Here is a 24,311-nt window from a genome sequence, read left to right as displayed (position 1 = left end):
GCACCCACCCACACGGGGGAGTCATGCCCGCATCCGAAGCCGCCCCCACCACGAGCTGCTCCGATGCCACTCAGAGCGGCCGAAGCATCGCTGAACTTCTCGAGGTCATGTGGGAGCGCTCAAAGGACGCCGCCGCCACCGCGCCCGCCTCCACATCCCAGCTTCGGCTGATGTATGTGATCGACCAGCAGCAAGGCATCAAGATGCGGGCCGTCTGCCACCTGCTGGCCTCCTCACCCTCGAACGTCAGTCGCATGTGCGATCGCTTCCAGGCCACCGGCTTCCTCGAACGCCTCCCCTGCCCGCAGAGCGGACGCGAAGTCACCCTCCGGCTCAGCCCCACCGGAACGAGGCACCTCCAGCGTGTCCGCGAACAGCGCGAGGCCATGCTCCATCAAGCCATCAACAACATGCCCGCCGGCGAACGGAGAGCTCTGGCGCGAGGTCTCACCGCACTCGCCGCACAGCTCACCGCCGCTGACGGCGCGGAGCACCGTCGGCCCGGCGCTCACTCGGCAGCCTGAAGCTTGCGGTTTGCCGGCCCGCGGTCCGGCAGAACCCCGCGGTCCAGCAGAACCCCCCTTGGTCCATGCGTATTAGGGCCAAAGGGGGGTGGTGCACCGGCATGGCCAGCGACCGCATCTGGATCCCGAGTCCTCGGGTGATCATCTTTCCGATGCCGTGGCCGCCTCCGCTGACGACGGCGACTTTGCCTGCCAGGACAGGCGTCCGAGTGCTCATGTGGTGCTCCGGTGAGGCGGTGGGGAGTTGAAGGTGCGGGAATCGGCGTCTACTGGATGCGGCGGCCGGATATGGCGCGGCTGATGGCCAGGCGCTGGATCTCGCTGGTGCCTTCGTAGATGGTGAAGATCTTGGCGTCGCGGGCCCAGCGCTCCACGGGGTAGTCGCGGGTGTAGCCGTTGCCGCCGAGGATCTGCACGGCGCGTTCGGTGGTACGCACGGCGACTTCACTGGCTTTGAGCTTGGCCATGCTGCCCTCGGCGCGTGTGAAGGGCTTGCCGCAGGTCATCATGTGGCTGGCGCGCCAGACGAGGAGGCGGGCGGCGTCGATCTCCATGGCCATGTCGGCCAGGGTGAAGGCGATGGCTTGGTTGTCGATGATCGGCCGGCCGAACTGCTCGCGGATGCCCGCGTATTCGAGGGCGTACTCATAGGCGGCGCGGGCCACGCCGACTGCCATCGCGCCGATGCCGGGCCGGGTCATCTCGAAGGTGGCCATGGCAGCGGGGACGCGGACACGAGATCCTTCGCGTGCTGTGGCCAGGCGCTGGTCGAGCGCTTCCCTGCCGCCGAGGACCAGTTGGGCGGGGATGCGCACGTCGTCGAGGACGACCTCGGCGGTGTGGGAGGCGCGCAGGCCGTGCTTGGAGAACTTCTGGCCCTGGCTGAGACCGCGGGTGCCGGGCGGGATGAGGAACAGGGCGTGGCCGCGGGCGCCGAGGTCGGGAGCGGCGACGGCGTTGACGACATGGATGTTTGCGATGCCGCCATTGGTGGCCCAGGTCTTGGTGCCGTTGAGTACCCACTCCTTCGTGGCTTCGTCGTAGCGGGCGTGGGTGCGGATGGCGGCGGCGTCACTGCCGGCGTTCGGCTCGCTGGCGCACAGGGCCGCGACGGCCAGGTCGCCAGGGGTACCGAAGAAGGCGGGCAGCCATGTGTCGATCTGCTCCTTGGTGGCGGCGCCGAAGAGTGCCGCCACGGGCAGGAAGGTGCCCAGCAGGGCCTGGCCCATGCCGCCGTCGCCCCAGAAGATCTCCTCGGCGACCACGGGCTGCAGCAGCCCGGTGGGGTCGGCGATGATCTGCAGCGCGAACTCGGGGGTATAGAGGCCGACTTTGGCGGCTTCCTCAATGACCGCCCAGGGCATCTCCTCACGCTCGTCGTACTCGGCGGCGACGGGACGTACGTACTTCTCGGCGAAGCCGTGGGCCCACTCACGGGCCTCGGCGATCTCGGGCGGCAGGTGGAACAGGGAAGGCGTCGTCGCGGTGGTCACAGGAAAGCTCCTGACAGGGTGGCGGGGCAGGTTGGTCAGTGGCCGGTGAAGTGGGCGTCGCGGCGCTCGATGAAGGACTGGATCCCTTCTGCGCCGTCGGCGGTGGAGAAAAGCCGTGCGATGTCCGGGCGCAGCCGCTCGATCGCGGCGCTCTCGCCGTGCTCGTGGGCCAGGTGGGCGGAGGCGAGGGCGGTGCGTACCCCAAGGGGTGCGGACTTTTCGGCGATGAGGGTGGCGATCTCGGTGGCGCGGGCGATGGCGGCAGGGCCGTCGGCGGCCAGTTCCTGCACCAGGCCGATGCGGTGGGCCTCCGTGGCGTCGAACTCCTCGCCGGTCAGGATCCAGCGCATGGCGTTGCCCCAGCCGGCCTGCTGGGGGAAGCGGAAGGTGGCCCCGCCGAAGGGGTAGATGCCGCGGCGGATCTCGTACTGGGTGAACCGCGTGTCCCGGGCGGCCACGCGGATGTCGGCGGCCAGGAGCAGTTCGATGCCGAGCGTCATCACCCAGCCCTGCGCGGCCGCGACGACCGGCTTCGACCACGGTCCGTCCAGACGCCAGGGGTCGCGCCCGCCCTCCGGGGCATCGAACGTGCCCGAGGCCAGCTCGGCGCCGACGTCGAGCATGTCCAGGCCGCCGGTGAAGTGGTCGCCGTGGGCGAACAGGACCCCGCACCACAGATCGTCCTCGGACTCCAGCAGACCGTACGCGGTGGACAGCTCGCTGAGCATCTGCCGGGTGAAGGCGTTGCGTTTGGCGGGTCGGTTCAGACCCATCAGCAGCACACGTCCGTGCCGTTCGACGGTGACCGCCGGTGTACTCGCAGGCATGGATCCCACAATCCTCCTCGTAAGTTGCATGATGAGACTGACGGGACGCTAGCCGGACCGGGTCGCCGGGGCAAGTGAATCTCATGATGAAACTGATAAGGTCGCTGACATGAGACGGACCTCATTCGACGGCTGGCCCTGCTCGATCGCCCGCACCGTCGACATCCTGGGCGACGGCTGGACCCTGCTGGTCCTGCGCGAGATCTTCTACGGCGAGACGCGTTTCGACGGCTTCATCGACTCGCTTGGGATCGCACGCAACACCCTGGCCGACCGGCTCCGCCGCCTGGAGAACGCGGGCTTGTTGCAGCGCCGCCCCTACCAGAGCGACCCGGTCCGTCACGAATACCTGCTGACGGACAAGGGCCGGGATTTTTTCGGCGTGCTCGCCGCGATCAACGCCTGGGGCGACCGGTGGCTGGCCGATGACGACGGCATCCCCGTGGTCATGCACCACACTGCCTGCGGCCACGACACCCATGCCCAGGTCGTCTGCCCCTCCTGCGGTGAACCACTGCACCACCAGGACGTCACGGTGCGGACCGGACCCGGCTACCCGGCACGGCTCCTCGACAGCCCCGACGTGCAGGCCCGCTTCGTCAAGGATGGGAACCCCGAACAAGTCGCCAACGCGTGAATCGGACTCAGTGTGCCAGGATCACCGGCATGGCTGAGGGAAAGACGGCGGGCACCGAACACGGTGGGCAGGCCGGTCAGCTGTCGGTCGTGGCCACCGCCACCGACGGCATCCGTGTGCTGACCCTGGCCGGAGAGATCGACCACTACACCGGCGACACTCTCCGCCAGGCCCTGGACGTTGTCGGCACTTCCCGCCCCCGCGTGGTGGTCGACATGCGCCAGGTCACCTTCATGGACTCCAGCGGCATCAACATCCTCATCGCCGCACACCGCACTTTCAGCGAGGCCGGCGGCTGGCTGCGCCTGGCCGCGGTCGGCGCGTCCGTGATGCGCACCATCCGCCTCGTCGGCATCGACGCCTTCATCGACTGCCGTGAAAGCCTCCGCCATGCCCTCACTGGCTGACTGCCCGGCCCGACCACCCGCCAGCCTGACGTCGTCGGGCTGCGGGTCACTACGGGGGCTGGGCGCCTTGCCTCAGTTGCTGCCAGCATCGGTGGACGTGGTGTTCGGCCTCGTGCACGGCGCGGAGAGCGTCACCGACAGCGCACCCGACGACGGTGGGGCTGGGAAGGCCGAAAGGTGCCGTGCGGATGGCGCGGCGGCCGGCGGGCTCAGGTGGTGTCTCGCCGGGTGCCCTGTGGAGGATCGCCGCCCGGGCAATGAGGATCGTGGCGGTGACGGCGGCGGTCAGCGCGGTGGCCGCGTGCTGATCGGACACGAATGGTGAGGATCCTTCGCGGGGGGCTTCGCGTGCGGCGCCGCATGACGGGTTTCGTGCCGCACCAGCCCTGCCGCATCCCTCTGTCAGCCGGGCCGGCTGCGTCAGCCGTCTACGCGACGGACCCGGTACACCTTCCACCCGGACGCCACCGTTCGCCATCCGGCCCAGGCCCCCTTGTCCGTCCGGCAGCTGTTCGGGCTCTTCACCTCTCACACCATTCGACCACTTAACCCACTGCTGACACCGACGGCTGCGCGGCGTCCCGCTGCTCACCTGATCCGCGCGTATGCGCCCCCACCTCATCCGCAGGAAGGGAAACGCCGCGCAGGCCTTGGGACAGCGCCGCAGCAGCCGTCAGCGCGGGGGTGGCGTGGCCTCGGCAAGCGAAGTACTCGGCCGCCGCCTCACGGAAATGATCAGAGCAGAGCCTGCGCGGCCCTCCCGGACCGCTGCCGCCCTGCAGCAGGCCCTCATCACAGCGGACACAGGGTCCACCGAACAGGTACAGCACCTCGGTCATGATCACCCTTCTGCCTGCAAGTGGCCACCAGCGAAGACCCACCCGCGCCACGACCGGGGCTGAGGTTGCACATCAGCACCCGCCCCGCAGCCGGGTTCAGCAGGGGCACACTCACCCTTTGTTCTGCTCGGCTGTTGCTTCGAACGCTTTCGCGGTGCCCTCGGCGTGCTCGGAAGCGTCGTCGACGAAGCTGTAGGGCGGCAGCGGGCCGTTGACCCGCAGCTCCAGATGCGGGTGCTGCCGACGGAGCTGGTCGACAGCGTCCAAGAACCGGGCCGCTGAGCCGCGGTCGATCAGGAAGGAGAGGTTGGCCAGCCAGCCGGTGCTCGACGGGGCGGCGCTGACCGCCTCGGCCGACGGGCTCAGTTCCCGCTGGAGCATGTCGGCATCGGCTGCTTCGCGGGCTTGAAGCGCGGCAGCGATCATCTCCCCGAGCCGGACCTTGTCCTCCTGCGAGCCCCCGCCGGCCTGCCGGTTCGCTTCCGCCAGGGAGCGGATCTCGTCGTTGTCCGCCACCACCAGTTGCAGCACCGCCTCTTCGTTGTGGTTGGCCTTGAGGTTGTACTCCGCTTTGCCCTCCAGCGTCCGCAGCCGCTCCAGCAGGTGGTCCGCACGCTCGGCCAGCACCGTCGTCACCGTCTCGTCGGTGGGCGAGACGCTGGCGAACCGTATCGGCAAGACCACGCCTGCTTCTCCGGCTGCGTCCAGTACCCGCTGGTGGGCGAGCAGATCACGCCGTTTGGGCCGCAGCTCCTCGGGAGCGTCACTGACGATCGCGGCCAGCTCGCCCTCGCGCAGCACCCGTACCGGCCGCGGTGGGTCACCCACGCCGTCCACGTCCTTGGGCAGCGAGGCGTGCGAGGCATGCGTGATGCCATAGACGTAGGTGCTCATTGCTCATCCTCCCCCCGCCGCGCGGACCGGGTTCCCTGCCGCTGGCGCCCCTCGTCACGGGCCTGCTGGAAAGCCCCCGAGACCGTCTCGGCGGCTCCGGACAGCGCCCCTTTGGTCTTACCTCGGGCACCGGATTCGGTGAGCTGTCCCGTGAGCTCCGTCAGGCCGGCAGGCTTGCGCGGCCCCGCCTCCAGGTCGAGACGGTTGCATGCCTCGGCGAAACGCAGATACGTGTCGACGCTCGCCACCACGATCCGAATATCGATCTTCAATATCTCGATGCCGACCAGGGAGACCCGCACGAACGCGTCGATCACCAGCCCCCGGTCGAGAATCAGCTCCAGCACGTCATAGAGGCCACTGGAGCCTCCTCCGCCGCCACCCTGCTGCGTTGCCACCGTCATCACGATCAGCCCCTTGCCCTATGCGGGATCCCGCCTCCACAGCGTCTCGCCGATCCCGCCCTCCCCGAGACGGGAACGCTGCGACGCATTCCCGCAGGTCACCACGGGCCTCAAGGCAGCGATCAGGTTTCCGTCCTCGGGTAGCCCCCCAGGCTCAAGATCAAACGTATGTACGAGCGAAACGGCTTGGGTTCCGGCCACGGCTTCCCCGGTTCGCATCGCTTGATCCTCGACAGCCTTTGTCCCAGTCGGGTAGCAGCGGGACCGCCGTCGAGCACCGCTTGCGGGGGGCAACCAGGCGCTGGAGAAGGTCTGGCTGCGGTACACCGTCACCCAGGAGTTGGATTACGCCGATGTGCCCTCCAACTGCGTGCGGTGGGACATCCACTCGTACGACGAGTTGCCGGCCAGAACCCAATTGACCTGCGAGGACCACCGTCAGCTCCCCGGCCACCGGATCTTCGGCGAGCGCCTCCACCACCGGCGGTGACCTCGCCGCCACCGGTTCCGGTCCTGCTCTGCCTCTCGCGGGCGCCGCGACCGCGGTCGTAGCCGCCGGTGCGGGTACGGTCCTGCTCGTACGTCGCCGCGCGGCCCGGCGGTAACCCGTTCGGTGCGCATACTTGGCGGCGTCGCGCCCCGCAGGCTCGCAGGCGCGGCCCGCTCGCTGTGAATTGCCGCCTCATCGATGTTGGTGATCATCAAGGGATTCGTGAGATGAGTTGGGCATACGCCTGTAAGCGGGTCCCTGGAAGGGGCTCTTGGCATAGACAGGCGGATGGTGTTGCCCCGAAGATCAGTCGGTGACCGAGGACGAGATCATCGACCGTGTTCGGGTCTTCGCCCAGGAACACCGGCTGCCTCCCCCAGCCCCTGCGGAAGCCGTTGCGGAGCTGGAAGCCATCATCGGATGGCCCATGCCTGACTTGCTCCGCCGCTTGTACCTCGAAGTCGCCAACGGCGGCTTCGGACCCAGCGGACGGGTGCTGTCTCTCACCGACACTGGCCAGTGGTACAGCGACGAAGAGTCTCTTCTCCAGCTAGCACGCGCCTTCGGGCCGGCCGAGCCGGAACCACCGCATCCCCCGCGCCAGACGGTGCCCCTGGTGACCCTTGGCTGTGCCGTCTGGTGGTTCGTTGATTTCAGCACGCCAGAAGGCCGCATGTGGGGCTGGGAACCGAACGCCCGCTGCGAGCAGCACTGTCTCTTCCCCGAGCGATTCACCTTGGCACAGTGGATGACGGACTGGCTCGACGGCAATCGATCTTTCCCCGAACCCCCACCGTCGACAGACTGCCCCGAGTGTTAGAGAGACGGACCAACCTCACTGCCGCCCGCGGTGGAACGAGTTGGGCATGCGCTGATGAGCGTGACCTCACTGGGCCGGCTGTCGTTGCACAGAACACGCAGTTGATGTCCCTTCCCCCGTGGTCTTGTGCGATCCCGAGAGGGCCCGCTGCAGCGCACCGACAGCGGGCCCTCTGCCGTACCGGGACACAGCAAGCCTGTCGTCAGCGGGTCTCGGTGTCGCCCTCTGGCGGACCGATGAGTTTCTCGGTGAGTTCCGGTCATCATCAAGGCGGCACGTAACCCCTACCGGAAGGCGTGTTGGGTCGGTTTTCTGTCACTGCTTCACCAGTGCTGGTGGCCTGAGCATGCCTCGTTGAGGACGTGACATGTTCGACAGTGAACCGGATGCTGTGCTGGGACCGTTCTCGTCTCCGGGCGCGCGAGCGACGCCGTGGGCGTCGGCGTTGGCGGTCATCGGTGAGGCGGAGGTGTTCTGGCTCTCCACGGTGCGGCCCGACGGGCGACCGCACGTGACACCGCTGCTGGCGGCCTGGAGCCTGGGCGGCCCGTGCTTCACCACGGGTGGCCAGGAGCGCAAGGCGCGAAACCTTGATCACAATCCCCATTGTGTGCTGACGACCGGCACGAATGCCCTGACCGGTGTGGACGTCGTCATCGAGGGTGTCGCATCCGTGGTGGACGAGCGCTCCGAGCGTGAACAGGCTGTCTCAGACTTCGAGCGGAAGTACGGAAAGCATCTGACCAGCCCCGAGGGTTCCTGGTACCGGTTGGGCGAGGCCGTCATCACCGGCGACACAAGGCTGTATCGAGTGGCGCCGACTGTCGGATTCGCTTTCCGCAAGCTACCCATGTCCAGCCAGACTCGCTACACCTGGCCGAGCCGGTGACGATGATGCCCTCACTGCAGCAAAAGACTCAAAGCGTCCTCGGCGAGCTCGTCAACACCGGAGCCGAGACCGGCTTGCAGATCGCCGTCTACCACCACGGTGTTCTTGTGGTCGACGCCGTCGCCGGCGTCGCCGAAAGCCAGACCGGGCGCAGGGTGACCACGGAGACTCCGTTCTTCGGCTTCTCCGCCGGCAAGGCCATGACGTCGCTGATCGCCCACTTGCTCGTCCGGACCGGTGCTGTCGGCTACGACACACCAATCGCCGACCTGTGGCCGGAGTTCGGCACCCACGGGAAGGCGATCGCGACTCTTCGACACGTGCTCACACACTCGGTCGGCGTGCCGGCCATGCCTCGTGACATCGGCCCTGCCGACCTGGCTGATCGGTCGCGGGTCTGCGGCGCGATCGCCGACGCCGAACCGCGGTGGCCACCCGGGACCGAGACGGGGTACCACTCGTTCACCTACGGCTTCCTAGTTGGCGAGATCGCCCGCCGGGCCACAGGCAAACCGATGCGGCAACTCTTGCACGAGTGGGTCACCGCGCCTCTGGACATCGACGGCGAGCTGTACTTCAGTGTGCCCGGAACCGACCTGGCCCGGCTGGCACGGCTCGAGGACGCCGCACCGCGCCCGGTCACCCCGCCTGACAGCGATGCCATTCTTGCGCCCTGGGAAATGCAACCGACCGCTGCCATGGGCAACAGCCCCAAGATCCTGCAAGCGGACATCCCGTCAGTTGGCACCTTCACCGCGCGGGGCATCGCTGCCATGAATGCTGCGGTCCTCGAGGGTCGGCTCATCGATTCGCATCAGCTCCAGGAGGTGCCGGCCGTGGCCTTCGAGGGCACCGACCAGGTCTTCGGCAACCATGCGCGGCTGGCCCTGGGCTATCCGCTCGGCCGGACGAGGCACCTACCGCGTTCGGCTGGGTCGGTGGTGGCGGCAGCTACGTCTATGCCGACACCGCCACCGGCACCTCCTTCGCCATGACCAAGACCCGCCTCACCCCGCACTTCAACACCGCACAACGGCTCGCAGACCTGACTACAGCCGAGTTCAACCCACCTGCTTGAGCATCGGCACTGCGAAGCTTCCGCTTGCCGTCGTCAGGATTGATCAGTCGAACAGGGCCCCTGATCGAGTGATCTCTCGGCAGCCACGACATAGCAGCCGGACCTCTGTTAGCTCGGGGTCGCGATCCCAACCGCGCAGCATCAGGGGGCCCTGCGTGGCAGGCGCGTTCTTGTCGGAGGCCGTCGACTGCGGTTTCGGCTCCCCGTCCTACGTCGACGTCGTCCGCGATCGCACCGCGCAGGACGATCGTGAGGCTCACCCGGTGTACATCGGCGAGCGAGGTCACCCGGTACTGCTCACCTGCGATCGGGTCCGCGGGGACGAACTGCCGTAAATCCGTCCGTCACCCGGAAGTTCGTCACTCCTTGCAGCGTGTGCGGACGGTCGGGCCCTTGATGGCTTTGATGACGTCCGGCGCCTCCTGGGCGGGTCGAGTGCACATCCACTGGCAGAGTGCTGGCGCAGTCGGCGCCCTGTGAGCTGTCTCACCCGCTGCCGGCCGCTCACGGCACGAACTGCATGGCCAGCACCGCTCTCACGTACTCGACGACTGCGCGTTGGCCGGATACGTCAGTGATCTGTCATTGCAGCCAGTGCGGCAGTCGATACAGGCTGTGATCGTGTTTGAGCGACGTGTAGTGGTGGTGGTGTACGAGGGCGCAATGGCCCTGGACATCACCGGACCGATTGAAGTGTTCGATACCGCGAACCGGTTCCTTGCTCCGGCGGGCGCCCCTTACCGGATCGAGCTCGTCTCCCCCGAAGCACCACTGGTGCGCATGAGTTCCGGAATGAGGGTGGAAGCCGCGCCGCTGGAGGCGGCGGAAGGTCCGATCGACACGCTTCTCGTGCCGGGCGGATGGAGCCTCAACGGGGCGCTTCACAACCGGGCGCTGGTCGCCTGGATCCGCCAGGCAGCGGCCCGGTCCCGCAGGGTCGCCTCGGTATGCGGCGGATCCTTTCTGCTCGCCGAGGCGGGCCTCCTCGACGGCAGACGCGCGACCACGCACTGGGCCTACAGCGAGGCGTTGGCCGGCCGCTATCCGGACGTGACGGTGGACGCCGAGCCGATCTTCGTCTGGGACGGCCCCTTTGTGACCTCCGCCGGCGTATCGACGGGGATCGACATGGCGCTTGCCCTGGTGGAGGCCGACCACGGTTCGGCGCGCGCGCTGCATACGGCGCGGTTCCTCGTGCTGTTCCTCAAGCGGCACGGTGGACAGTCGCAGTTCAGCGCCGTCCTCGACGCCCAGTTGGCCGACCATCCGCCCATCCGTGCCGCGCAGGAGTGGATCCTGGACAACCTGCACAACCCGTTACCCGTCGCCGAGATCGCCCGGCGAGCCAACATGAGCCTGCGCAACTTCGCCCGGGTCTTCAGGCGCGAGGCGGGCACGACCCCCGGCCAGTACATCGAGCAGACCCGTATCGCCCGCGCCCGCGAGCTGCTGGAAACCACCGACCTCACTATCAGCCAGATAGCGCGCCGCTGCGGATTCGCCGCCCCCGAGACCTTCTTCCGCTCCTTCGGCAGAACGCTGGGACTCACCCCGACGGAATACCGGCACCGCTTTCAGCTCATCTCGCCATCCGGCTTCATCGACCCGCACCATGAGAGGAGCCCCGTATGACCCCAAAGACCGCGGACTTACCCGAGGCAGGAACGGTACGCCTGGTCGACCACATAGCCTGCGAACTCGCCAGGGCCGGCGTCACCCACGTGTTCGGGGTCGGCGGCGCGAACATCGAGGACCTGTACGACGCCGTTCACCGCGCCGGCTCGATCCGCGGCGTCGTCGCCAAACACGAGTTCTCCGCCGTCACGATGGCCGACGGCTATGCCCGTACGACCAGGCGCCTCGGCGTCGTCGTCGCCACCTCGGGCGGTGGTGCCATGAATCTCCTGCCGGGCCTGGCCGAGGCGTACGCCTCCCGGGTGCCCGTCCTGGCCCTGGTGGGCCAGCCTCCGACCGGGCAGGAAGGCCACGGGGCGTTCCAGGACACCAGCGGCAGGGCGGGCTCCTTCGACGCCAAGGAGGTCTTCGCTCCTGTCTCCCGGTTCTGTGCGCGGGTCGACGACGCGGACTCGCTCACGGAACTGCTGCCTCGTGCCGTAGCGGCGGCACAGGCCGATCCGCCTGGGCCCGCGGTGCTGTTGCTGCCCAAGGACGTGCAGCAGGCGCAGGTGCAGGTGCCCAGCCGCAGCGTGGCCCGGACGCCGGGCGTGCCGCCGACGGCGGCGGCACCGGCGGCGCGGCTCGACACCGCGGCCGTCACCGCCGTGGCGGACACCCTTCGCGGGGCCGACCGCGTCCTCGTCATCGCCGGTGAAGACGTCGCCGCCACGGACGCACGCGCGGAACTGGCCGAACTGGCCCGACGCCTCGGGGCGTGGGTGGCGGTCACCCCCGACGCCAAGGACGTCTTCGACAACAGTGATCCCCGATTCGCAGGCGTGGCCGGGGTGATGGGCCATGCCAACGTCGAAGACTGTCTGCGCCGGGCCGATGTGTGCCTCCTGGTCGGCACCCGACTGCCGCTCCTGGCACGCGGCGGCCTCGACCGCGCGCTGGCCGCCACCGAAGTCGTCTGCATCGGTCCCGAACCGCCGTTCGTGACGGGCACCATGCTGCTCGGACATCTGCCGGACACGCTGCGCGCGGTGACCGACCTGCTCCCGCCGCGACGACGCGCCTGCCCACAGCACTCCGGCCCCCTTCCCACAATCATGCCGAGCCCGGACCCTCAGGTCCGGGGCCGCACCATCCCCTACGCCCAGGCCCTCGCCGCGGTGGAGGCGGCACTCCCCGACGACGCGCACGTCTTCGTGGACGCCGGCAACGCAGGGGCCAGCGCGGTCCATCTCCTCCCGGCACCGCGCCACGGCCGCTTCGTGGTGGCGCTCGGCATGGGAGGCATGGGTTACACCTTCGGAGCCGCGATCGGCGCCGCGCTCGCCACCGGCCGACGCACCTACGTACTCGCCGGGGACGGGGCCTTCTTCATGCACGGGATGGAAGTGCACACGGCCGTGGAGCACGCCGCACCCGTGACCTTCGTCATCTTCAACAACAACGCCCATGCCATGTGCGCGGTGCGGGAGGAGTTCCTCCAGGGCGGCATCCGCAGCGACGACCTCTTCTCCCGGACCGACCTCGGCGCCGGGATGGCCGCTGCCTTCCCGTCGCTGGAGGTCACAGGGGCCGAAAACGCCGCGCACCTGCGCAGGGCTCTGCTGCGCAGCAACGCGGGCTGCGGCCCGGCGTTCGTCGCGCTGGACTGCGAGCCAGGTGAGCTCCCCCCGTTCCTGCCCTTCCAGTCCTTCACCGCAGCCACCCGAGCCGGCGAAACCACCCGAACCACCGACAGCAAGGAGAGCTCCCATGAGCGAGGCGTCGTCCACGTTGGCTGACATCCCCGGTCTGATGCGGATCGAGAACACCGGCAAAGAGGAGCTGACAGCACACTGCATGGAACTCACCCATGCCGTCTACCCCCACCATCAGATCTACGGGCAGTACTGCACCATCCACGAGTACGTCGACTGCCCCCCGGAGCAGGCCTACGACTACCTGCGCCAGGGCCACCACCTGGAGGAGTGGACCTGCACCCTGCGGGGCTTCGCGCCCACCGGCACACCGGGACTGTGGGCCGGATACGACCGGCTCGAGGACGACACCAGGATCTACTGCAAGGTGGCCGCCAACCCCGAGGCCATGACCGTGGACTACCACTGCTCCTGGGACCAGGGCGACAGGCTGTGGATGATCTACCTGATGCGTGTCGTACCGGCTCGCCTGGTCCTCGACAAGCCGGGGTCGGTGATCACCTGGACCAACTGCCGCCACCCCTACTACGACGACAATCCGCACCCCGACATGACTCCCCGCCCGGACCGGCCCTGGGTGGGCGACTTCTGGGACCTCTTCTACGCGGGGCACACCGTGGAGATGAACAACCTCAAGGCGATCCTGGAACACCGCCACCGCAATGGCCTGCCGGTCTGCGTGCCTCCCGTGAAGGCGGTGGCTCGATGACCACGGTCAGTCTCACCGACGTCGCAAGCTACCTGCCCGGCGAGCCGGTCCCCGCGGCCTTCTACACCGAGTACCCGGGAGCCGAGGACAAGCTGCGCAACCACCCGATGTTCAGGGTCCCGCCGCGACGGCACCACGTGGCAGCGGACGAGACCAACGCAGACATGGTCGAGCGCGCCGTACAGCCCCTGATCGAACGCCATGGAAGGGCCGAGATCCGAGGTGTGGACGTGCTGTTGGTGCACAGCCAGCTGCCGGACCTGCCGTTCGCGGGCGCCGGCACCGAGGTGGCTCGTAGGCTGGGCCTGAACCCGGAGTGGCTCGTCGACGTGGCCAACGCGGGCTGCGCGTCCTTCGTGTACATGGTGAAGCTGGCACGGCAGATCCTCACCACCACCGACGCCAAGACCGCTTTGATCTGCAATGCGCAGAGCGCCGCGGGCCAGTGCTTCACGCAGTCGGAGGTGCGCAGGCTCGCCCAGGCCGCGATTCCGGGCGACGGATGCGGCGTGGGGTATGTGACGACATCGGCCGACAGCCCTGTGCTCGACGTGGAGACCCGGCATATCGGCGAGTACGCCGGGGACATGACCGTGGCGCTCGACGACGGCCGAAAGTACTGGGAGCCGGGAGAGTCCCAACTGCGCATCGGATTCACCGACTCCAGCGTCGCCAAGGTCCTGGCACGCGGCAACCGCCTCGTCCCCGAAGTGGTCACAGACCTGTGCCTGCGGCTCGGCGTGGCGACCACCGACATCAATGTCCTCATCACCAACCAGCCCAACCGCACCTTCCTGCGGAACTGGCGCGAGGCGCTGCAACTGCCCGCCGAACGCCACCTGAACACCTTCGACGAGTACGGGAACCTGTTCGGCGCGGCGATCCCGATCACCCTGGACCGCGCGATCCGCTCTCATCAGATCGCCGACGGCGACCTGGTGGTGCTCGGCGGATTCGCCCATGCGGGCGACTTCGCCGGTGCCGTCGCGGTCCGCTGGCACGGCGGGCGGGGATGACGGATGGACATCCCCGTGCTGCACCGACTGGCGCTGAACGAGAGCCCGTACCCCCCTCTGCCCTCGGTCCGCAAGGCGATGCAACGCGCTGTCGCACAGGCCCACCGGTACCCGCAGTTCTACCCCGACGACCTCACCGAGCGGATCGCCGCATGGTGCCAGGTGAGCCCCGACCGTGTCGTGGTCGGCAGCGGATCGGTGGGCGTGGCCCTTCAGTTGCTGCAGGCGGTGGTCGAACCCGGCGAAAGAGTCGTCTACGCCTGGCGCAGCTTCGACGCCTATCCCCTGCTGGCCACCATGGTCGACGCTCGGCCCGTACCCGTGCCCCTGACCCCGGACGGATGCCAGGATCTGGGCGCCCTGCTCGCGGCGCTCGACGATCGCACCCGCGTCGTGGTGCTGTGCAATCCGCACAACCCCACCGGAAGCCTGGTCACCGCCGAGGCGCTGTCGGCGTTCCTGCGCCAGGTCCCCCGACACGTCACCGTGCTCCTCGACGAGGCTTACGTCGAGTTCGCCCGTGACGCCGACCTGCCGGATACGCCTGCCCTCTTGCTCCACCACCCCAACCTGCTTGTCCTGCGCACCTTCTCCAAGGCGTACGGCCTGGCCGCCCTGCGCGTCGGCTACGGACTCGGCGCCCCCGGCCTGGTGGCACGAATACGCCGGCAACAGCTGCCCTTCGGGATCAACGCGGTGGCAGCCGCGGCAGTGAAGGCCTCGCTTCGCGCCGTCGGCGAGCTGCGCCGACGCGTGGACACCCTCATCGCCGAACGCGAACGGCTCCACCACCAACTCGTCCAGCGAGGCTGGCACATACGCCCCGGCCACGCCAACTCCGTCTGGCTCGCTGCCCCCGATCCGGTCGACGAGGCTGCTGCCGCACTTGCCGCCGCCCGTGTCCTGGCTCGTCACTACCCCGGCGAGGGCCTACGGCTCACCGTCGGCAGCCGGCAGGCCAACGACGCCGTGCTCGCCGCGTTGGCGGGGGTGAGCCGGCACGAAGTGTCCGGCAGGAGCCCATCCATGGCATCACCGGACGGAGTGGCCCTGGCCCGGAACGCGATGTGAGCGCGATCTGGGCCCATGCAGGTCGGAAAGTCGTGTGCGACCGGCGGCCCTGCGTACGCGAGGGCGGCACCCGGAGGAATTCCGGGTGCCGCCCGCCAGGCGTGTGGTGTCACTTGACGTTGACGGCGCTCCAGGCCGCGGCGACCGCCTTCGCCTCGGCGCTGTCGGCGCCGTAGAGGTCGCCGGCGGCCGACAGGGTGCCCTTGCGGGCACCGGCGTAGTCGGTGGTGGACGTGAAGTACGTGGTCAGGGCCTTGTACCAGATCTGCAGGGCCTTGTCCCGGCCGATCCCGGTGACGGTGGAGCCGTCCTGTGTGGGCGAGTCGTAGTCGACCCCGTTGATCGTCTTCTTCCCGCTGCCGGGGACAGCAGGTAGAAGAAGTGGTTGGCGACGCCGGAGGAGTAGTGGACGTCCTTGTTGCCGACGTCGGCAGACCAGTAGTCGGCCGAGCCGCCGTCCTTGCTGGGCTTGTCCATGTACCGCAGCGGCGTGCCGTTGCCGTTGATGTCGATCTTCTCGCCGATGAGGTAGTCGCCGACGTCGCTGGAGTTGTTCGCGGCGAACTCCACACCGGTGCCGAAGATGTCGCTGGTGGCCTCGTTCAGGCCGCCGGACTCACCCGAGTACTCCAGGCCCGCGGTGTTGGACGTGACGCCGTGGCTCATCTCGTGGCCGGCGACGTCGAGCGAGGTGAGCGGGTCGTTGTTGCCCTCGCCGTCGCCGTAGGTCATGCAGAAGCAGGAGTCGTCCCAGAAAGCGTTGACGTAGGCATTGCCGTAGTGGACGCGCGAGTAGGCGCCGACGCCGTCGTTCTTGATGCCGTTGCGGCCGAAGGCGTTCTTGTAGAAGTCCCAGGTGACGTGCGCACCGTAGGCAGCGTCCGCGGCGGCGGTCGCCGCCGAGGCCGTGGTCCCGTCGCCCCAGGTGTCGTTGTCCTGCGAGAACAGGGTGCCGGTGCCGGATTCGCCGTGGGCGAGGTCGTAGGTCTTGTGGCCGCCGCGTGAGGCGTCGGTGAGCGTGTACGACGAGCCGGACTGGGTGCTCGTCAGGTCCACCTTCCCGCTGTACTTCGTGTTGCCGACGCCGGTCTCGACGCCCTGGTACTGGAACAGCTTGCGGCCGGTGGCGGCGTCGGTGACGACGTGCAGCTCGTTCGGGGTGCCGTCGTCCTGGAGGCCGCCGACCACGGTCTCGTAGGCGAGGACGGGCGTGCCGGACGCGGCCCAGACGACCTTGCGCGGCGCCCGGGAGGAGCGCGACTTCTCGGAGCCGGCGGCCTTCGCCACGCCCAGGGCCTGCTGCTCGGCCCGGTCGGGGGCGATGCGCGGCGTGAGCGAGGCGAGCTTCAGCGAGCCCTGCGCCGCTCTCGTCACGCCCTCGCGCTCGCCGGACTTCGCCGTGTGCACGATCAGGTCGCCGCCGAGCACGGGCAGGCCGGCGTAGGTGCGCTCGTAGCGCGTGTGCACGGTGCCGTCGGCGTCCTTGACGACATCCTTGACGACCAGCTTCTCCTGGGCGCCAAGTCCTATCGCCTTCGCCGTCGCGGCGGCCGAGGTCCTCGCCTGCTGGAGGAGGGCGGTGCGGGCATGGGCGGACAGGGCGACCGGAGTCGCGCCGGGCCGGTTCTGTGCGGTCGGCTGTGCGGTGGCCGCGCCGCCGAGGGTGGTGCTCAGCAGCGCTCCGGCCGCGACGGCGGTGGCGAGGGCCAGCAGGGTGTGCTGGTGACGCTGGGAACGGGAGGTCACACAAACTCCTCTGAAGGGGTGTGGGGGGTGGTCCGATCGGCAGGTGCCGGCCGGTTGGGCGCGGGGGATGGCCGATGCGGTGCCGCGTCCTGGCCCGCAGGCATGCCCGTTCACGGCATGCCTGTTATGGACATGACAAGTTTCAACAACTTGCGGTGCCATGGACGTTGGCGGTCGACCCCGCGTGTTCGCGAGGGGGTGGCATGTGTACGGCAAGAGGCGCGGACGACCGAAGCTGCGCGGCCGGTTGGCCGAGGGGTCGGCGGGGGCCTCACGCCCCGGCGGCTACGGTCTTCCGGCCGGGCCCGATCTCGCCGAGTGACCCGTGGCCACTCGGACGCTGGACGGCCTGACGGCAGCGGTGCACATGAAGTCTCCATGGAATGTGGGGGGTTGGAGAGGTGAACACGACAGAACCCCAGACGTGCCTGGGAGCGCTACACCCGTTTCCAAGGTCCGACAACTCCCCCACAGGTCCTTCACAGCCGGGGCACACATCGGTGGCCGGGCCGAGGCACACCTGCAACACGGCCGGTCAGGCGGGGCTGAGCGGATGCGCCGCCGTGGTGGAGCGCGGCGGCCAGGAGTGCGGGGAGAGGATGCCGAGCACGTAGGCGCGAGCCACCAGCGCCGGACGGGTGGCCGCACCCAGCAGACGCCGGAGGCGGGCGAGGTGGTAGTCGACCGTCTGCCGTGACAGGCGCAGCGCCGCGGCGACACCGGCGTTGTCGTAGCCCGCGGCCAGCAGGGCGAGTATCCGCACCTGGGCCGGCGTGAGCGCGGGATGCGGCTCATGGCTCAGGCCGAGCCGCGTGACCACCGCCCACACTCCCGCGTCCCGCCCCCGGGAGCGGTTGACGACGCTCAGGTGGACCCACACGCGGCGCAGGCGGCGGTCCCCGTCGACGAGCACGGCACTGGACTGCGCGTTCCTGCGCCGCCCGCCGGTGAGTTCGCCCCAGACGGCGTGCAGCGCGGCGCGTTCCGGGGTCTCGGCCAGGAGGGCGTCGGCCGGGGAGCCCACGAGGTCGCGCAGCCGCAGACGCAGCAACTCGGCGGCCGCGGCGCTCGCTTCGCCGACCACCCCGTCCGCGGACAGCCGTACGCAGGGCAGGCCGCTGTGGTCCCGCAGCGCGCGCAGGTCCTCCTCGGCCCGGCGCCTGCCGTCCAGCGCGTGGGTGTACTCGCTGACGTCCACGTAGGTGCCCGCCACACAGCGCAGGGCACCCCAGGACACCGGAAAGCGATATCCCGCCGCGTGGCCGGGCGAGCCGTCCGGGCGCCGGTAGGTGAGGGTGTGGCGCAGGGAGTGGCCGCCGGTGAGGACCTCGTCGTCGAGTGCCATGAACCGGGCCGCGTCGCCCGGGGCGTCGAACTCGCCGAGGTGACGGCCGACCATGCGGTCGCGAGTGGTGCCGTACAGGTGGGCGTAGGCGTGGTTGGCCCACACATAGCACCCGGCGGCGTCGCGCACGAACATCGCCGCCGGGCTCAGATCGGCGAACGACGCGTAGGCACCGGCTCCCGCCGGCGCGCCGTCGCCCACCTCCACCGCCATGCCCCGGCTGCCACGGCACCGGGCGTCGCCGCCCCGGGCCGACCAGGTGACGTCGAAGGTGCGGCCTTCGAACCGGGTGCGGCGGGGGCCGTCACCCGACGGTGCACCGCCAATGGGCCGGGCACCCTCACCGAACCGCGCGCCTTCACCACACCGGGCAGTCGGCGGACCCCCCGCCTCCGCAGAAAGGGCTTTCAGGAAACGGTGTGCCGTGTGCTCGTCGGTGAAGGCACCGCCCCCGCTGCGGACCCGCCCCGAATCGGCGTCCGTCTCCCACCAGGACACCGGCAGACGGGCGAGCAGCGTCTTGAAATCGACCTCGTCCACAGCCCAACTCCTTGAATCGCGTACGAGTGTCACGGTGTGTGACATCTCATCCGTGTCCCGTACATGCCGAGCCATGCGGCCCGCCTTCCGCCCGCGTGGCACCCGGCCCGCGAGCCCACTCAGGCATGTGCCTGAGACGACCGCGCTCGAAGCGGCGAGAGCCGGGAAACCCGACTGCTTCGCTGGACGGGAACCGTCCCACGGCGCACACGGACGGAAGGCCGGACGGCGGCCCGTACGGCGGGCGCAGATACGGAGACGGCGCGCCGGAACCCCGCCGCCTCGTCGCCTCGCACTCGTCGCCGCTCTGCCCCGTCGTCCGTCCGCGCGAAGTGACGCCCGAGCAAGCCGCCGAACAGGAAGAGGAGTTGAAGTCCCATGGCGAAGGTGCTGTACGTGCATGCCAAGGGTGGTCCCCCGGTCGGGTACGCCCTGCCCAGGGTGGCCGCGAGGGCCGAGGTGCACCTGCTGGCACTGAGCGAACTGCCCGCAGGCAGCGCGGCGCGTACCCGCGCGTGCTGCGCGTCCGAGGTCGCCGCCGGGGACGCGGGAGCGGACGACCTGGTCGCCTCCATCACCTGCCGGGCCCGCGAAGTCGGCGCCGACGCGGTGGTCACCTTCTCGGAGTACGCGGTCGTCGCGGTCGCCGAGGCCACCCGTCTGCTCGGACTGCGCGGAGCCGGCCCCGCCGCGGCCCTCGCCCGCGACAAACGGCTCATGCGTACGGCCTGGGACCGCCAGGGCATCCCCCAGCCGCACTTCCGGCCCGTCGCCACGCTGGAGCAACTGCGGAGCGCCACACGTGAGTTACAGTCCCCGCTCCTGCTGAAGGCGGCCTGGAGCGCCGGTTCGACCGCGCACCAGATCATCTCGGCCCCGGCCGACGCCCCGGCCGCGTGGGCCCGTTCGCGCGCCGTGATGGTCGAGTCGGCGCGCCTGGGATACGCCGAGCTCCATGTCGCCGGAAGCGGCGAGGACTTCATCGTGGAGGAGATCGTCACCGGCTGCGCGCAGGAGTGGTTCGAGGGACCGGGCTGGGGAGACTACGTCAGCGTCGAGGGCGTGGTCGCACAAGGCGTCTTCCGGCCGGTCTGCGTGAGCGGCCGGATGCCGACCGTGGCGCCGTTCACCGAACGGGCCGGCATCACCCCGGCCGCCGTCACGGGCGAGGCGCAGGCCGCGATCGTGGAGCTGGCCCGGCGAGCTGTGGACGCGCTCGGCCTGGAGGACTGCGGCACCCACACCGAGATCAAGCTGGGAGCCGACGGCCGCATGTGGGTGATCGAGACAGCGGCGCGCTTCGGCGGCGCGATGACCGTGCCGCAGATCGAGGAGGTCTTCGGTATCGACCTGGTCGGCCTGTTCACCGACCAGCTGCTCGGCGGCGCGCCCGACTGGCCGGCCAGGGCGCTGACACCCGCGGACGCCCGGGGCGCGGCGGGGTCCCTGGTCGTCCTCGCCGTCGACGGCGCGGGCGAACCGTGGCCGAGCCGGCACCTGTGGGACTCCGCTGCGGTGGTCGAGTCCGCCCCGGTGGGAGCGCGCAGCAGGCTGCGCGTCGTCGAGGAGAGCTCGCTGCCGGACGGCGCCCCCGTCCCCGTCTACGACCCGGCCGCGGGCGCCAACACCATGGCCGCCCTGTGCCTGCTGTCCGCAGACCGGCCGCAGGCCGTCGTCCGCGACTTCACCGCCCTCGTGGACGCTCTGCCGGACCTTCTGCCACGGCACGCCACGGAAGGAGCGCGGGCATGACCTCCACCCTGGACCGCACCGACCCGGCCGAGGCGGGCGGGGACCGCACCGTCGTCGGCGCCAACCTGACGCTGCCGCTGTTCCGCACCCTGTCCGGGGTGCTCGCCGGGCACCCGTACCTGAAGGTCGTCGTCGACCGGCACACCTGCACCTGGCACCTCCTCGACACGCGCGTGCACCCCTTCCACGTCAACTACATCGCCACCCGCGTCCTCGGCATGACGATGGACGAACTGGACGCCGACCTCGACGCGTTCAACGCGTCCGTGTACACCGACCCGGACCGTCGCTTCCTGCTGGGCGTGCTGTCCCTGCACACCGACCGGGCGGCGGACGGCACCGAGTGTCCCTTCCTGGTCCTGGAGACCACCGAGGCCGACACCATGCACGGCGCCCTACTGGAAGAGTTCTACCTCTATGTGCGCGGGCGCGTGGACGGACGCCTCCCGCTGCTGCTGAAGCCCGCCAACCACGGGCAGGAGGGGGAACTCTCCTCGATCCCCGAGGCGGTCGTCCCCCGCGTCCTCAGCCACAAGCTGTTCGGCGACCGCACCCGCACCTGCCTCAACCCCGGGCTGGCCGAGGGCCGTCTGCGGCACTTCCGCACCATGGCCGCGTACGAGGCGGCCGCCGCCGACCTCGGCTGGGCGGACATCGTCGCCATGCCCCGCCTGCCCGACGACGTGCCCAGGGTGGCCGGCTTCATCAACACCGCGCCCATCACGCCGTTGTCCCACACCAACGTGCTGGCCTCCGGCTGGGGCATCCCGAACGCCATCATGCGCGACCTCGACACCCTGGACGAGCCGGACGCCCTCGACGGACGGGGCGGCCTGGACGGCACCTGGGTGCGCTACCGGGTGAGCGAGGACGCCGTCACGCTGGAGCCGCTCGCGGCGCCGCCCCGGCTGACCAAACCCGCCTGGCACCAGCAGCGCATCCGCATCGACACACCCCTGCTCGACGATGCCCCTGTACTGGCCCTGCACCGGCTGCGGAGCGCGGACCGCGACAGCTACGGCACCAAGGCGGCCAACCTCGGGGAACTCCACCACGTCCTCGACAGCCGTACCGCCGACCTGACGGTGTTCCACGCCCGCCCGCGCCCGCCGCGCCGCGACCTCCTCGGCCACCTGGCGGCCCGGCTCGGCGAACGGGACGCCTCACACGAGCATCTCCGGGCGGCCGCCGCCCAGTACGTGGCGGACACCGTGCGCGCACCCGAGGGCGTGGCGCTGCCCTTCCGCCTGCACCACCTGTTCCTCACCTCCTCACCCGCCCTCCAACAGGGCATCGGCAAGCTGAAGATGGCCCTGGAACTGAAGGCGTTCGACCTCGTGGATCCCCTGTGCCTGAATCTGCAGCAACTCGTGCGGGCCACGCCCGTGCCGCCGGACGTGGCCCGCGCGGTCACCTCCGCGGTGCCGCGGCTGCTCGCGGACGGACGCCGCATGGTGGTGCGCTCCTCCTCCAACGCCGAGGACCTGCCCGGCTTTTCCGCCGCCGGCATCTACGACTCCGTGACCACCGTGCGGGGAGCGGAACAACTCATGGACGCGGTGCGTCAGGTGTGGGCGTCCCTGCTGTCACCGCGCAGCGTGCGCCTGCGGCACCAGGTCGGCATCTGCCTGGACGACACCTACATGGGCGTGATCGTCCAGGAGTACCTGCCCGCGAGCCTCGGCGGCGTCCTGGTCACCTGCAACCCCACCCGCCGGGGGGACTTCCGCAACGTGTACGTCAACTGCGCCCCGGGCTCGCCCGAACACGTCGTGGACGGCTCGGTGCTGCCCCAGCAGTACCTGTACAACACCGTCGAGGGCGGCGGGCGCACCCTCGACGTCGGCACCGCCGGCGAGGACCTGTCCGCCCCCACCCGAGCGGCGCTCGCTCGACTGGCCCTCACCGGACGCCTACTGCAGTCCCACTTCAGCACGGACGACCCCGACGACGCCCTCGACATCGAGTGGCTGATGACCGGCGAAGGGGACTTCCGGCTGGTCCAGATCCGCCCCTACGCCCGGTGAGCCGCCCGATGCCCGCCCGCGCCGCCCGCCGCGCCGGCCCCGCCCCCTCCCCGGCCGCCCGCCGCGTCATCCGCCTCAACAACGCCTTCCAGCTGCTGTTCAACCTGCTGTGGTGGATGCCCGTGTTCTATGCCTACCAGCGTGACGCCGGACTGTCCGACGGCCAGATCTTCGGCATCCAGAGCATCTACTACACGGCGTTCTGCCTCTTCGAGATCCCAACCGGTGTGGTGGCCGACCGCATCGGGGCGCGCAACTGCCTGCGCACCGGCGCGGTCGTCATGACGGCCGCCAATCTGGCGCCCGTCTTCGCCCCCTCCTACACCGGCTTCCTCGTGCACTTCCTCGCCATCGCCGCCGGACGCTCCCTCGCGTCGGGCGCGGCGAGTGCCTACCTCTACGACGCGCTGCGCAGCGAAGGGGCCGACGCGCACTACCTGGACGCCGAGGGCAGCGCGCGCTCCCTCGGACTGGCCGCCAAGGTCCTGTGCTGGCCGCTGGTCGGCCCGCTGATGACGCTGGCCCGGCCGACCCCGTACGTCCTCAGCGCGGCCTGCGCCGCCGGGTCGCTGGTGTGCGCGCTGGCCCTGCCCCGCCTCGCCCCCCGCCCGGACGCCGGGCACCGCGCAGGCGTACGACGGCGCGGCGCCCTCCTGCCCGACATGGGGGCCGCCCTGCGGGCCCTGCGCGCCTCACCGTGGCTGCCGCTGCTCATGGTGCAGGGCGTCGCGGTGTTCACGCTCGCCCGCATCTGCCAGGTCAACCTCTTCCAGCCGGTGCTCCTGGACCACGGCATCGGGGAGGGCGCGCACGGCGGCGTGCTCGCGGCCATGACGGTGGCCGAGGCGGTGGCGTCGGCACGTCCGCGGTGGCTGAGCCGCCGGCTGTCCGCCGCCCAGTGGGTGTCCCTGCTGAGCGTGGCGCTGGCCGTGACCCTTGCGGCCACCACCCTCGGCGGACCGTGGCTGGTCATCGCACTGCTGTGCGCGTTCGCCGCGATCACCGGGTTCGTGTACCCGGTGCAGCGCAAGCTCGTCAACGACGCCGTCCCGGCCGACGCACCACGCGCCACACTGCTGTCCGTGGAAAGCATCGTGGACCGCGGGGTGTGCGCGCTGGCGGCGGTCGCCGCGGGCGCCTACCTCACGGCCGGCTGGCTCGACGACCTGCTGTGGCACAGCGCCGCGGTCACCTGCCTCCTGATCCCGGCCCTGCACCTGGTCCTGCACCGAACCCGCCGGAGTGGCGAGCCCCGGACCGAACACTCCACCGCCCGAACACCCATCCCCGGCTCCCACGTCCCCCGGCCATCGGAGCAGCCGGCATCCCTGCCGGCGGACGAGGGCGCCGCCGCCCAGCCGCCCCTGGGTCCCCGCCGGGGCCGATAAGAACTCCTAACAAAATGATCTTCGAGGTGGTTGGATCGCATCCGGAACCGCTGATCCGGGGTGTGAGGTGGCTCGGCCGAAGCCCT

At 69.9% G+C, this 24,311-nt stretch carries 22 protein-coding genes and 1 pseudogene; 15 read left to right on the top strand and 8 right to left on the bottom strand.

Going from position 1 to position 24,311, the window contains the following annotated elements; all coding sequences use genetic code 11:
* Positions 1–23: 23 nt before the first annotated feature.
* Positions 24–524 (top strand): MarR family winged helix-turn-helix transcriptional regulator, encoded by a 501-nt coding sequence (locus ACIGDI_RS28090; RefSeq protein ID WP_399902055.1) that lies wholly within the window; start codon positions 24–26, stop codon positions 522–524.
* Positions 525–790: 266 nt separating this feature from the next.
* Here ACIGDI_RS28090 and ACIGDI_RS28085 read toward each other — a convergent pair whose 3' ends face one another.
* Together ACIGDI_RS28085 and ACIGDI_RS28080 are read right to left on the bottom strand one after the other, a co-directional pair.
* Positions 791–2,017, bottom strand: coding sequence for an acyl-CoA dehydrogenase family protein (locus ACIGDI_RS28085; protein ID WP_399902052.1), 1,227 nt, complete (start codon positions 2,015–2,017; stop codon positions 791–793).
* A gap of 35 nt (positions 2,018–2,052) precedes the next feature.
* The gene (locus tag ACIGDI_RS28080) at positions 2,053–2,844 is read right to left on the bottom strand and encodes a crotonase/enoyl-CoA hydratase family protein (protein WP_399902049.1); all 792 of its coding nucleotides are present in this window, start codon (positions 2,842–2,844) and stop codon (positions 2,053–2,055) included.
* A gap of 109 nt (positions 2,845–2,953) precedes the next feature.
* Between ACIGDI_RS28080 and ACIGDI_RS28075 the strand changes: the two genes are divergently transcribed.
* Positions 2,954–3,481 carry a winged helix-turn-helix transcriptional regulator gene (locus ACIGDI_RS28075; RefSeq protein ID WP_399902046.1) on the top strand — a complete coding sequence of 176 codons (528 nt, stop codon included), beginning with the start codon at positions 2,954–2,956 and terminating at the stop codon, positions 3,479–3,481.
* A gap of 29 nt (positions 3,482–3,510) precedes the next feature.
* On the top strand, positions 3,511–3,888 hold the full coding sequence (locus tag ACIGDI_RS28070) for an STAS domain-containing protein (RefSeq protein ID WP_399902043.1): 378 nt from the start codon (positions 3,511–3,513) through the stop codon (positions 3,886–3,888).
* 49 nt (positions 3,889–3,937) lie between these two features.
* Here ACIGDI_RS28070 and ACIGDI_RS28065 read toward each other — a convergent pair whose 3' ends face one another.
* The 4 genes from ACIGDI_RS28065 to ACIGDI_RS28050 all read right to left on the bottom strand — a co-directional run bounded on the left by ACIGDI_RS28065 (position 3,938) and on the right by ACIGDI_RS28050 (position 6,028).
* A complete protein-coding gene (locus ACIGDI_RS28065; protein WP_399902040.1) occupies positions 3,938–4,204 on the bottom strand; it encodes a hypothetical protein in 267 nt (88 codons plus the stop codon).
* Positions 4,205–4,433: 229 nt separating this feature from the next.
* Positions 4,434–4,727 (bottom strand): hypothetical protein, encoded by a 294-nt coding sequence (locus ACIGDI_RS28060; RefSeq protein ID WP_399902037.1) that lies wholly within the window; start codon positions 4,725–4,727, stop codon positions 4,434–4,436.
* Positions 4,728–4,838: 111 nt separating this feature from the next.
* A complete protein-coding gene (locus ACIGDI_RS28055; protein WP_399902034.1) occupies positions 4,839–5,621 on the bottom strand; it encodes a GvpL/GvpF family gas vesicle protein in 783 nt (260 codons plus the stop codon).
* The gene (locus ACIGDI_RS28050; RefSeq protein WP_399902031.1) at positions 5,618–6,028 is read right to left on the bottom strand and encodes a gas vesicle structural protein GvpA; all 411 of its coding nucleotides are present in this window, start codon (positions 6,026–6,028) and stop codon (positions 5,618–5,620) included. The genes ACIGDI_RS28055 and ACIGDI_RS28050 overlap by 4 nt, the downstream gene beginning before the upstream one ends.
* An 800-nt stretch (positions 6,029–6,828) precedes the next feature.
* Between ACIGDI_RS28050 and ACIGDI_RS28045 the strand changes: the two genes are divergently transcribed.
* The 9 genes from ACIGDI_RS28045 to ACIGDI_RS28005 all read left to right on the top strand — a co-directional run bounded on the left by ACIGDI_RS28045 (position 6,829) and on the right by ACIGDI_RS28005 (position 15,427).
* On the top strand, positions 6,829–7,335 hold the full coding sequence (locus ACIGDI_RS28045; protein ID WP_399902029.1) for a hypothetical protein: 507 nt from the start codon (positions 6,829–6,831) through the stop codon (positions 7,333–7,335).
* 367 nt (positions 7,336–7,702) lie between these two features.
* Positions 7,703–8,224 (top strand): pyridoxamine 5'-phosphate oxidase family protein, encoded by a 522-nt coding sequence (locus tag ACIGDI_RS28040; RefSeq protein ID WP_399902026.1) that lies wholly within the window; start codon positions 7,703–7,705, stop codon positions 8,222–8,224.
* A 2-nt stretch (positions 8,225–8,226) separates the two neighbouring features.
* Positions 8,227–9,219, top strand: a complete 993-nt coding sequence (locus tag ACIGDI_RS28035) for a serine hydrolase domain-containing protein (RefSeq protein ID WP_399902266.1) — start codon at positions 8,227–8,229, stop codon at positions 9,217–9,219.
* A gap of 238 nt (positions 9,220–9,457) precedes the next feature.
* Positions 9,458–9,637, top strand: a complete 180-nt coding sequence (locus ACIGDI_RS28030; protein WP_399902023.1) for a hypothetical protein — start codon at positions 9,458–9,460, stop codon at positions 9,635–9,637.
* A 223-nt stretch (positions 9,638–9,860) separates the two neighbouring features.
* A complete protein-coding gene (locus ACIGDI_RS28025) occupies positions 9,861–10,934 on the top strand; it encodes a GlxA family transcriptional regulator (RefSeq protein ID WP_399902020.1) in 1,074 nt (357 codons plus the stop codon).
* On the top strand, positions 10,931–12,715 hold the full coding sequence (locus tag ACIGDI_RS28020; protein ID WP_399902017.1) for a thiamine pyrophosphate-binding protein: 1,785 nt from the start codon (positions 10,931–10,933) through the stop codon (positions 12,713–12,715). The genes ACIGDI_RS28025 and ACIGDI_RS28020 overlap by 4 nt, the downstream gene beginning before the upstream one ends.
* Positions 12,687–13,340 (top strand): SRPBCC family protein, encoded by a 654-nt coding sequence (locus ACIGDI_RS28015; RefSeq protein ID WP_399902014.1) that lies wholly within the window; start codon positions 12,687–12,689, stop codon positions 13,338–13,340. The genes ACIGDI_RS28020 and ACIGDI_RS28015 overlap by 29 nt, the downstream gene beginning before the upstream one ends.
* Positions 13,337–14,356: a 3-oxoacyl-ACP synthase III family protein gene (locus ACIGDI_RS28010; RefSeq protein ID WP_399902011.1), complete on the top strand. Its 1,020-nt coding sequence runs from the start codon at positions 13,337–13,339 to the stop codon at positions 14,354–14,356. The genes ACIGDI_RS28015 and ACIGDI_RS28010 overlap by 4 nt, the downstream gene beginning before the upstream one ends.
* Before the next feature lie 3 nt (positions 14,357–14,359).
* On the top strand, positions 14,360–15,427 hold the full coding sequence (locus tag ACIGDI_RS28005; protein WP_399902008.1) for a histidinol-phosphate transaminase: 1,068 nt from the start codon (positions 14,360–14,362) through the stop codon (positions 15,425–15,427).
* 109 nt (positions 15,428–15,536) lie between these two features.
* Here ACIGDI_RS28005 and ACIGDI_RS28000 read toward each other — a convergent pair.
* Positions 15,537–17,173: pseudogene (locus tag ACIGDI_RS28000) on the bottom strand (M4 family metallopeptidase).
* 535 nt (positions 17,174–17,708) lie between these two features.
* Entirely contained in the window at positions 17,709–19,058 is a 1,350-nt protein-coding gene (locus ACIGDI_RS27995) for a PAS domain-containing protein (protein WP_399902005.1), read from the bottom strand.
* Between the two features lie 378 nt (positions 19,059–19,436).
* Between ACIGDI_RS27995 and ACIGDI_RS27990 the strand changes: the two genes are divergently transcribed.
* Genes ACIGDI_RS27990 through ACIGDI_RS27980 form a run of 3 tightly spaced genes read left to right on the top strand, consistent with a single transcriptional unit; the run spans position 19,437 to position 24,225 of the window.
* On the top strand, positions 19,437–20,810 hold the full coding sequence (locus tag ACIGDI_RS27990) for an acetyl-CoA carboxylase biotin carboxylase subunit family protein (RefSeq protein ID WP_399902002.1): 1,374 nt from the start codon (positions 19,437–19,439) through the stop codon (positions 20,808–20,810).
* Entirely contained in the window at positions 20,807–22,837 is a 2,031-nt protein-coding gene (locus ACIGDI_RS27985) for a PEP/pyruvate-binding domain-containing protein (RefSeq protein WP_399901999.1), read from the top strand. The genes ACIGDI_RS27990 and ACIGDI_RS27985 overlap by 4 nt, the downstream gene beginning before the upstream one ends.
* An 8-nt stretch (positions 22,838–22,845) precedes the next feature.
* Positions 22,846–24,225, top strand: a complete 1,380-nt coding sequence (locus ACIGDI_RS27980) for an MFS transporter (RefSeq protein WP_399901996.1) — start codon at positions 22,846–22,848, stop codon at positions 24,223–24,225.
* Positions 24,226–24,311: the final 86 nt, after the last annotated feature.

The sequence above is a fragment of the Streptomyces sp. NPDC085900 genome, assembly GCF_044540925.1.
Classification (GTDB): domain Bacteria; phylum Actinomycetota; class Actinomycetes; order Streptomycetales; family Streptomycetaceae; genus Streptomyces; species Streptomyces gilvifuscus.
Note: the sequence above shows the minus strand (reverse complement) of the source record. Positions and strands in the feature narration are given on the sequence as shown.

What these genes read in the sequence shown, in the direction of transcription:
- ACIGDI_RS28075 (WP_399902046.1), top strand. Translation starts at nt 2,954, where the DNA reads ATGAGACGGACCTCATTCGACGGCTGGCCCTGCTCGATCGCCCGCACC.
- ACIGDI_RS28035 (WP_399902266.1), top strand. Translation starts at nt 8,227, where the DNA reads ATGATGCCCTCACTGCAGCAAAAGACTCAAAGCGTCCTCGGCGAGCTC.
- ACIGDI_RS27985 (WP_399901999.1), top strand. Translation starts at nt 20,807, where the DNA reads ATGACCTCCACCCTGGACCGCACCGACCCGGCCGAGGCGGGCGGGGAC.
- ACIGDI_RS28015 (WP_399902014.1), top strand. Translation starts at nt 12,687, where the DNA reads ATGAGCGAGGCGTCGTCCACGTTGGCTGACATCCCCGGTCTGATGCGG.
- ACIGDI_RS28020 (WP_399902017.1), top strand. Translation starts at nt 10,931, where the DNA reads ATGACCCCAAAGACCGCGGACTTACCCGAGGCAGGAACGGTACGCCTG.
- ACIGDI_RS28010 (WP_399902011.1), top strand. Translation starts at nt 13,337, where the DNA reads ATGACCACGGTCAGTCTCACCGACGTCGCAAGCTACCTGCCCGGCGAG.
- ACIGDI_RS28040 (WP_399902026.1), top strand. Translation starts at nt 7,703, where the DNA reads ATGTTCGACAGTGAACCGGATGCTGTGCTGGGACCGTTCTCGTCTCCG.
- ACIGDI_RS28070 (WP_399902043.1), top strand. Translation starts at nt 3,511, where the DNA reads ATGGCTGAGGGAAAGACGGCGGGCACCGAACACGGTGGGCAGGCCGGT.
- ACIGDI_RS27990 (WP_399902002.1), top strand. Translation starts at nt 19,437, where the DNA reads ATGGCGAAGGTGCTGTACGTGCATGCCAAGGGTGGTCCCCCGGTCGGG.
- ACIGDI_RS28005 (WP_399902008.1), top strand. Translation starts at nt 14,360, where the DNA reads ATGGACATCCCCGTGCTGCACCGACTGGCGCTGAACGAGAGCCCGTAC.
- ACIGDI_RS28080 (WP_399902049.1), bottom strand. Translation starts at nt 2,844, where the DNA reads ATGCCTGCGAGTACACCGGCGGTCACCGTCGAACGGCACGGACGTGTG.
- ACIGDI_RS28055 (WP_399902034.1), bottom strand. Translation starts at nt 5,621, where the DNA reads ATGAGCACCTACGTCTATGGCATCACGCATGCCTCGCACGCCTCGCTG.
- ACIGDI_RS27980 (WP_399901996.1), top strand. Translation starts at nt 22,846, where the DNA reads ATGCCCGCCCGCGCCGCCCGCCGCGCCGGCCCCGCCCCCTCCCCGGCC.
- ACIGDI_RS28060 (WP_399902037.1), bottom strand. Translation starts at nt 4,727, where the DNA reads ATGACCGAGGTGCTGTACCTGTTCGGTGGACCCTGTGTCCGCTGTGAT.
- ACIGDI_RS28090 (WP_399902055.1), top strand. Translation starts at nt 24, where the DNA reads ATGCCCGCATCCGAAGCCGCCCCCACCACGAGCTGCTCCGATGCCACT.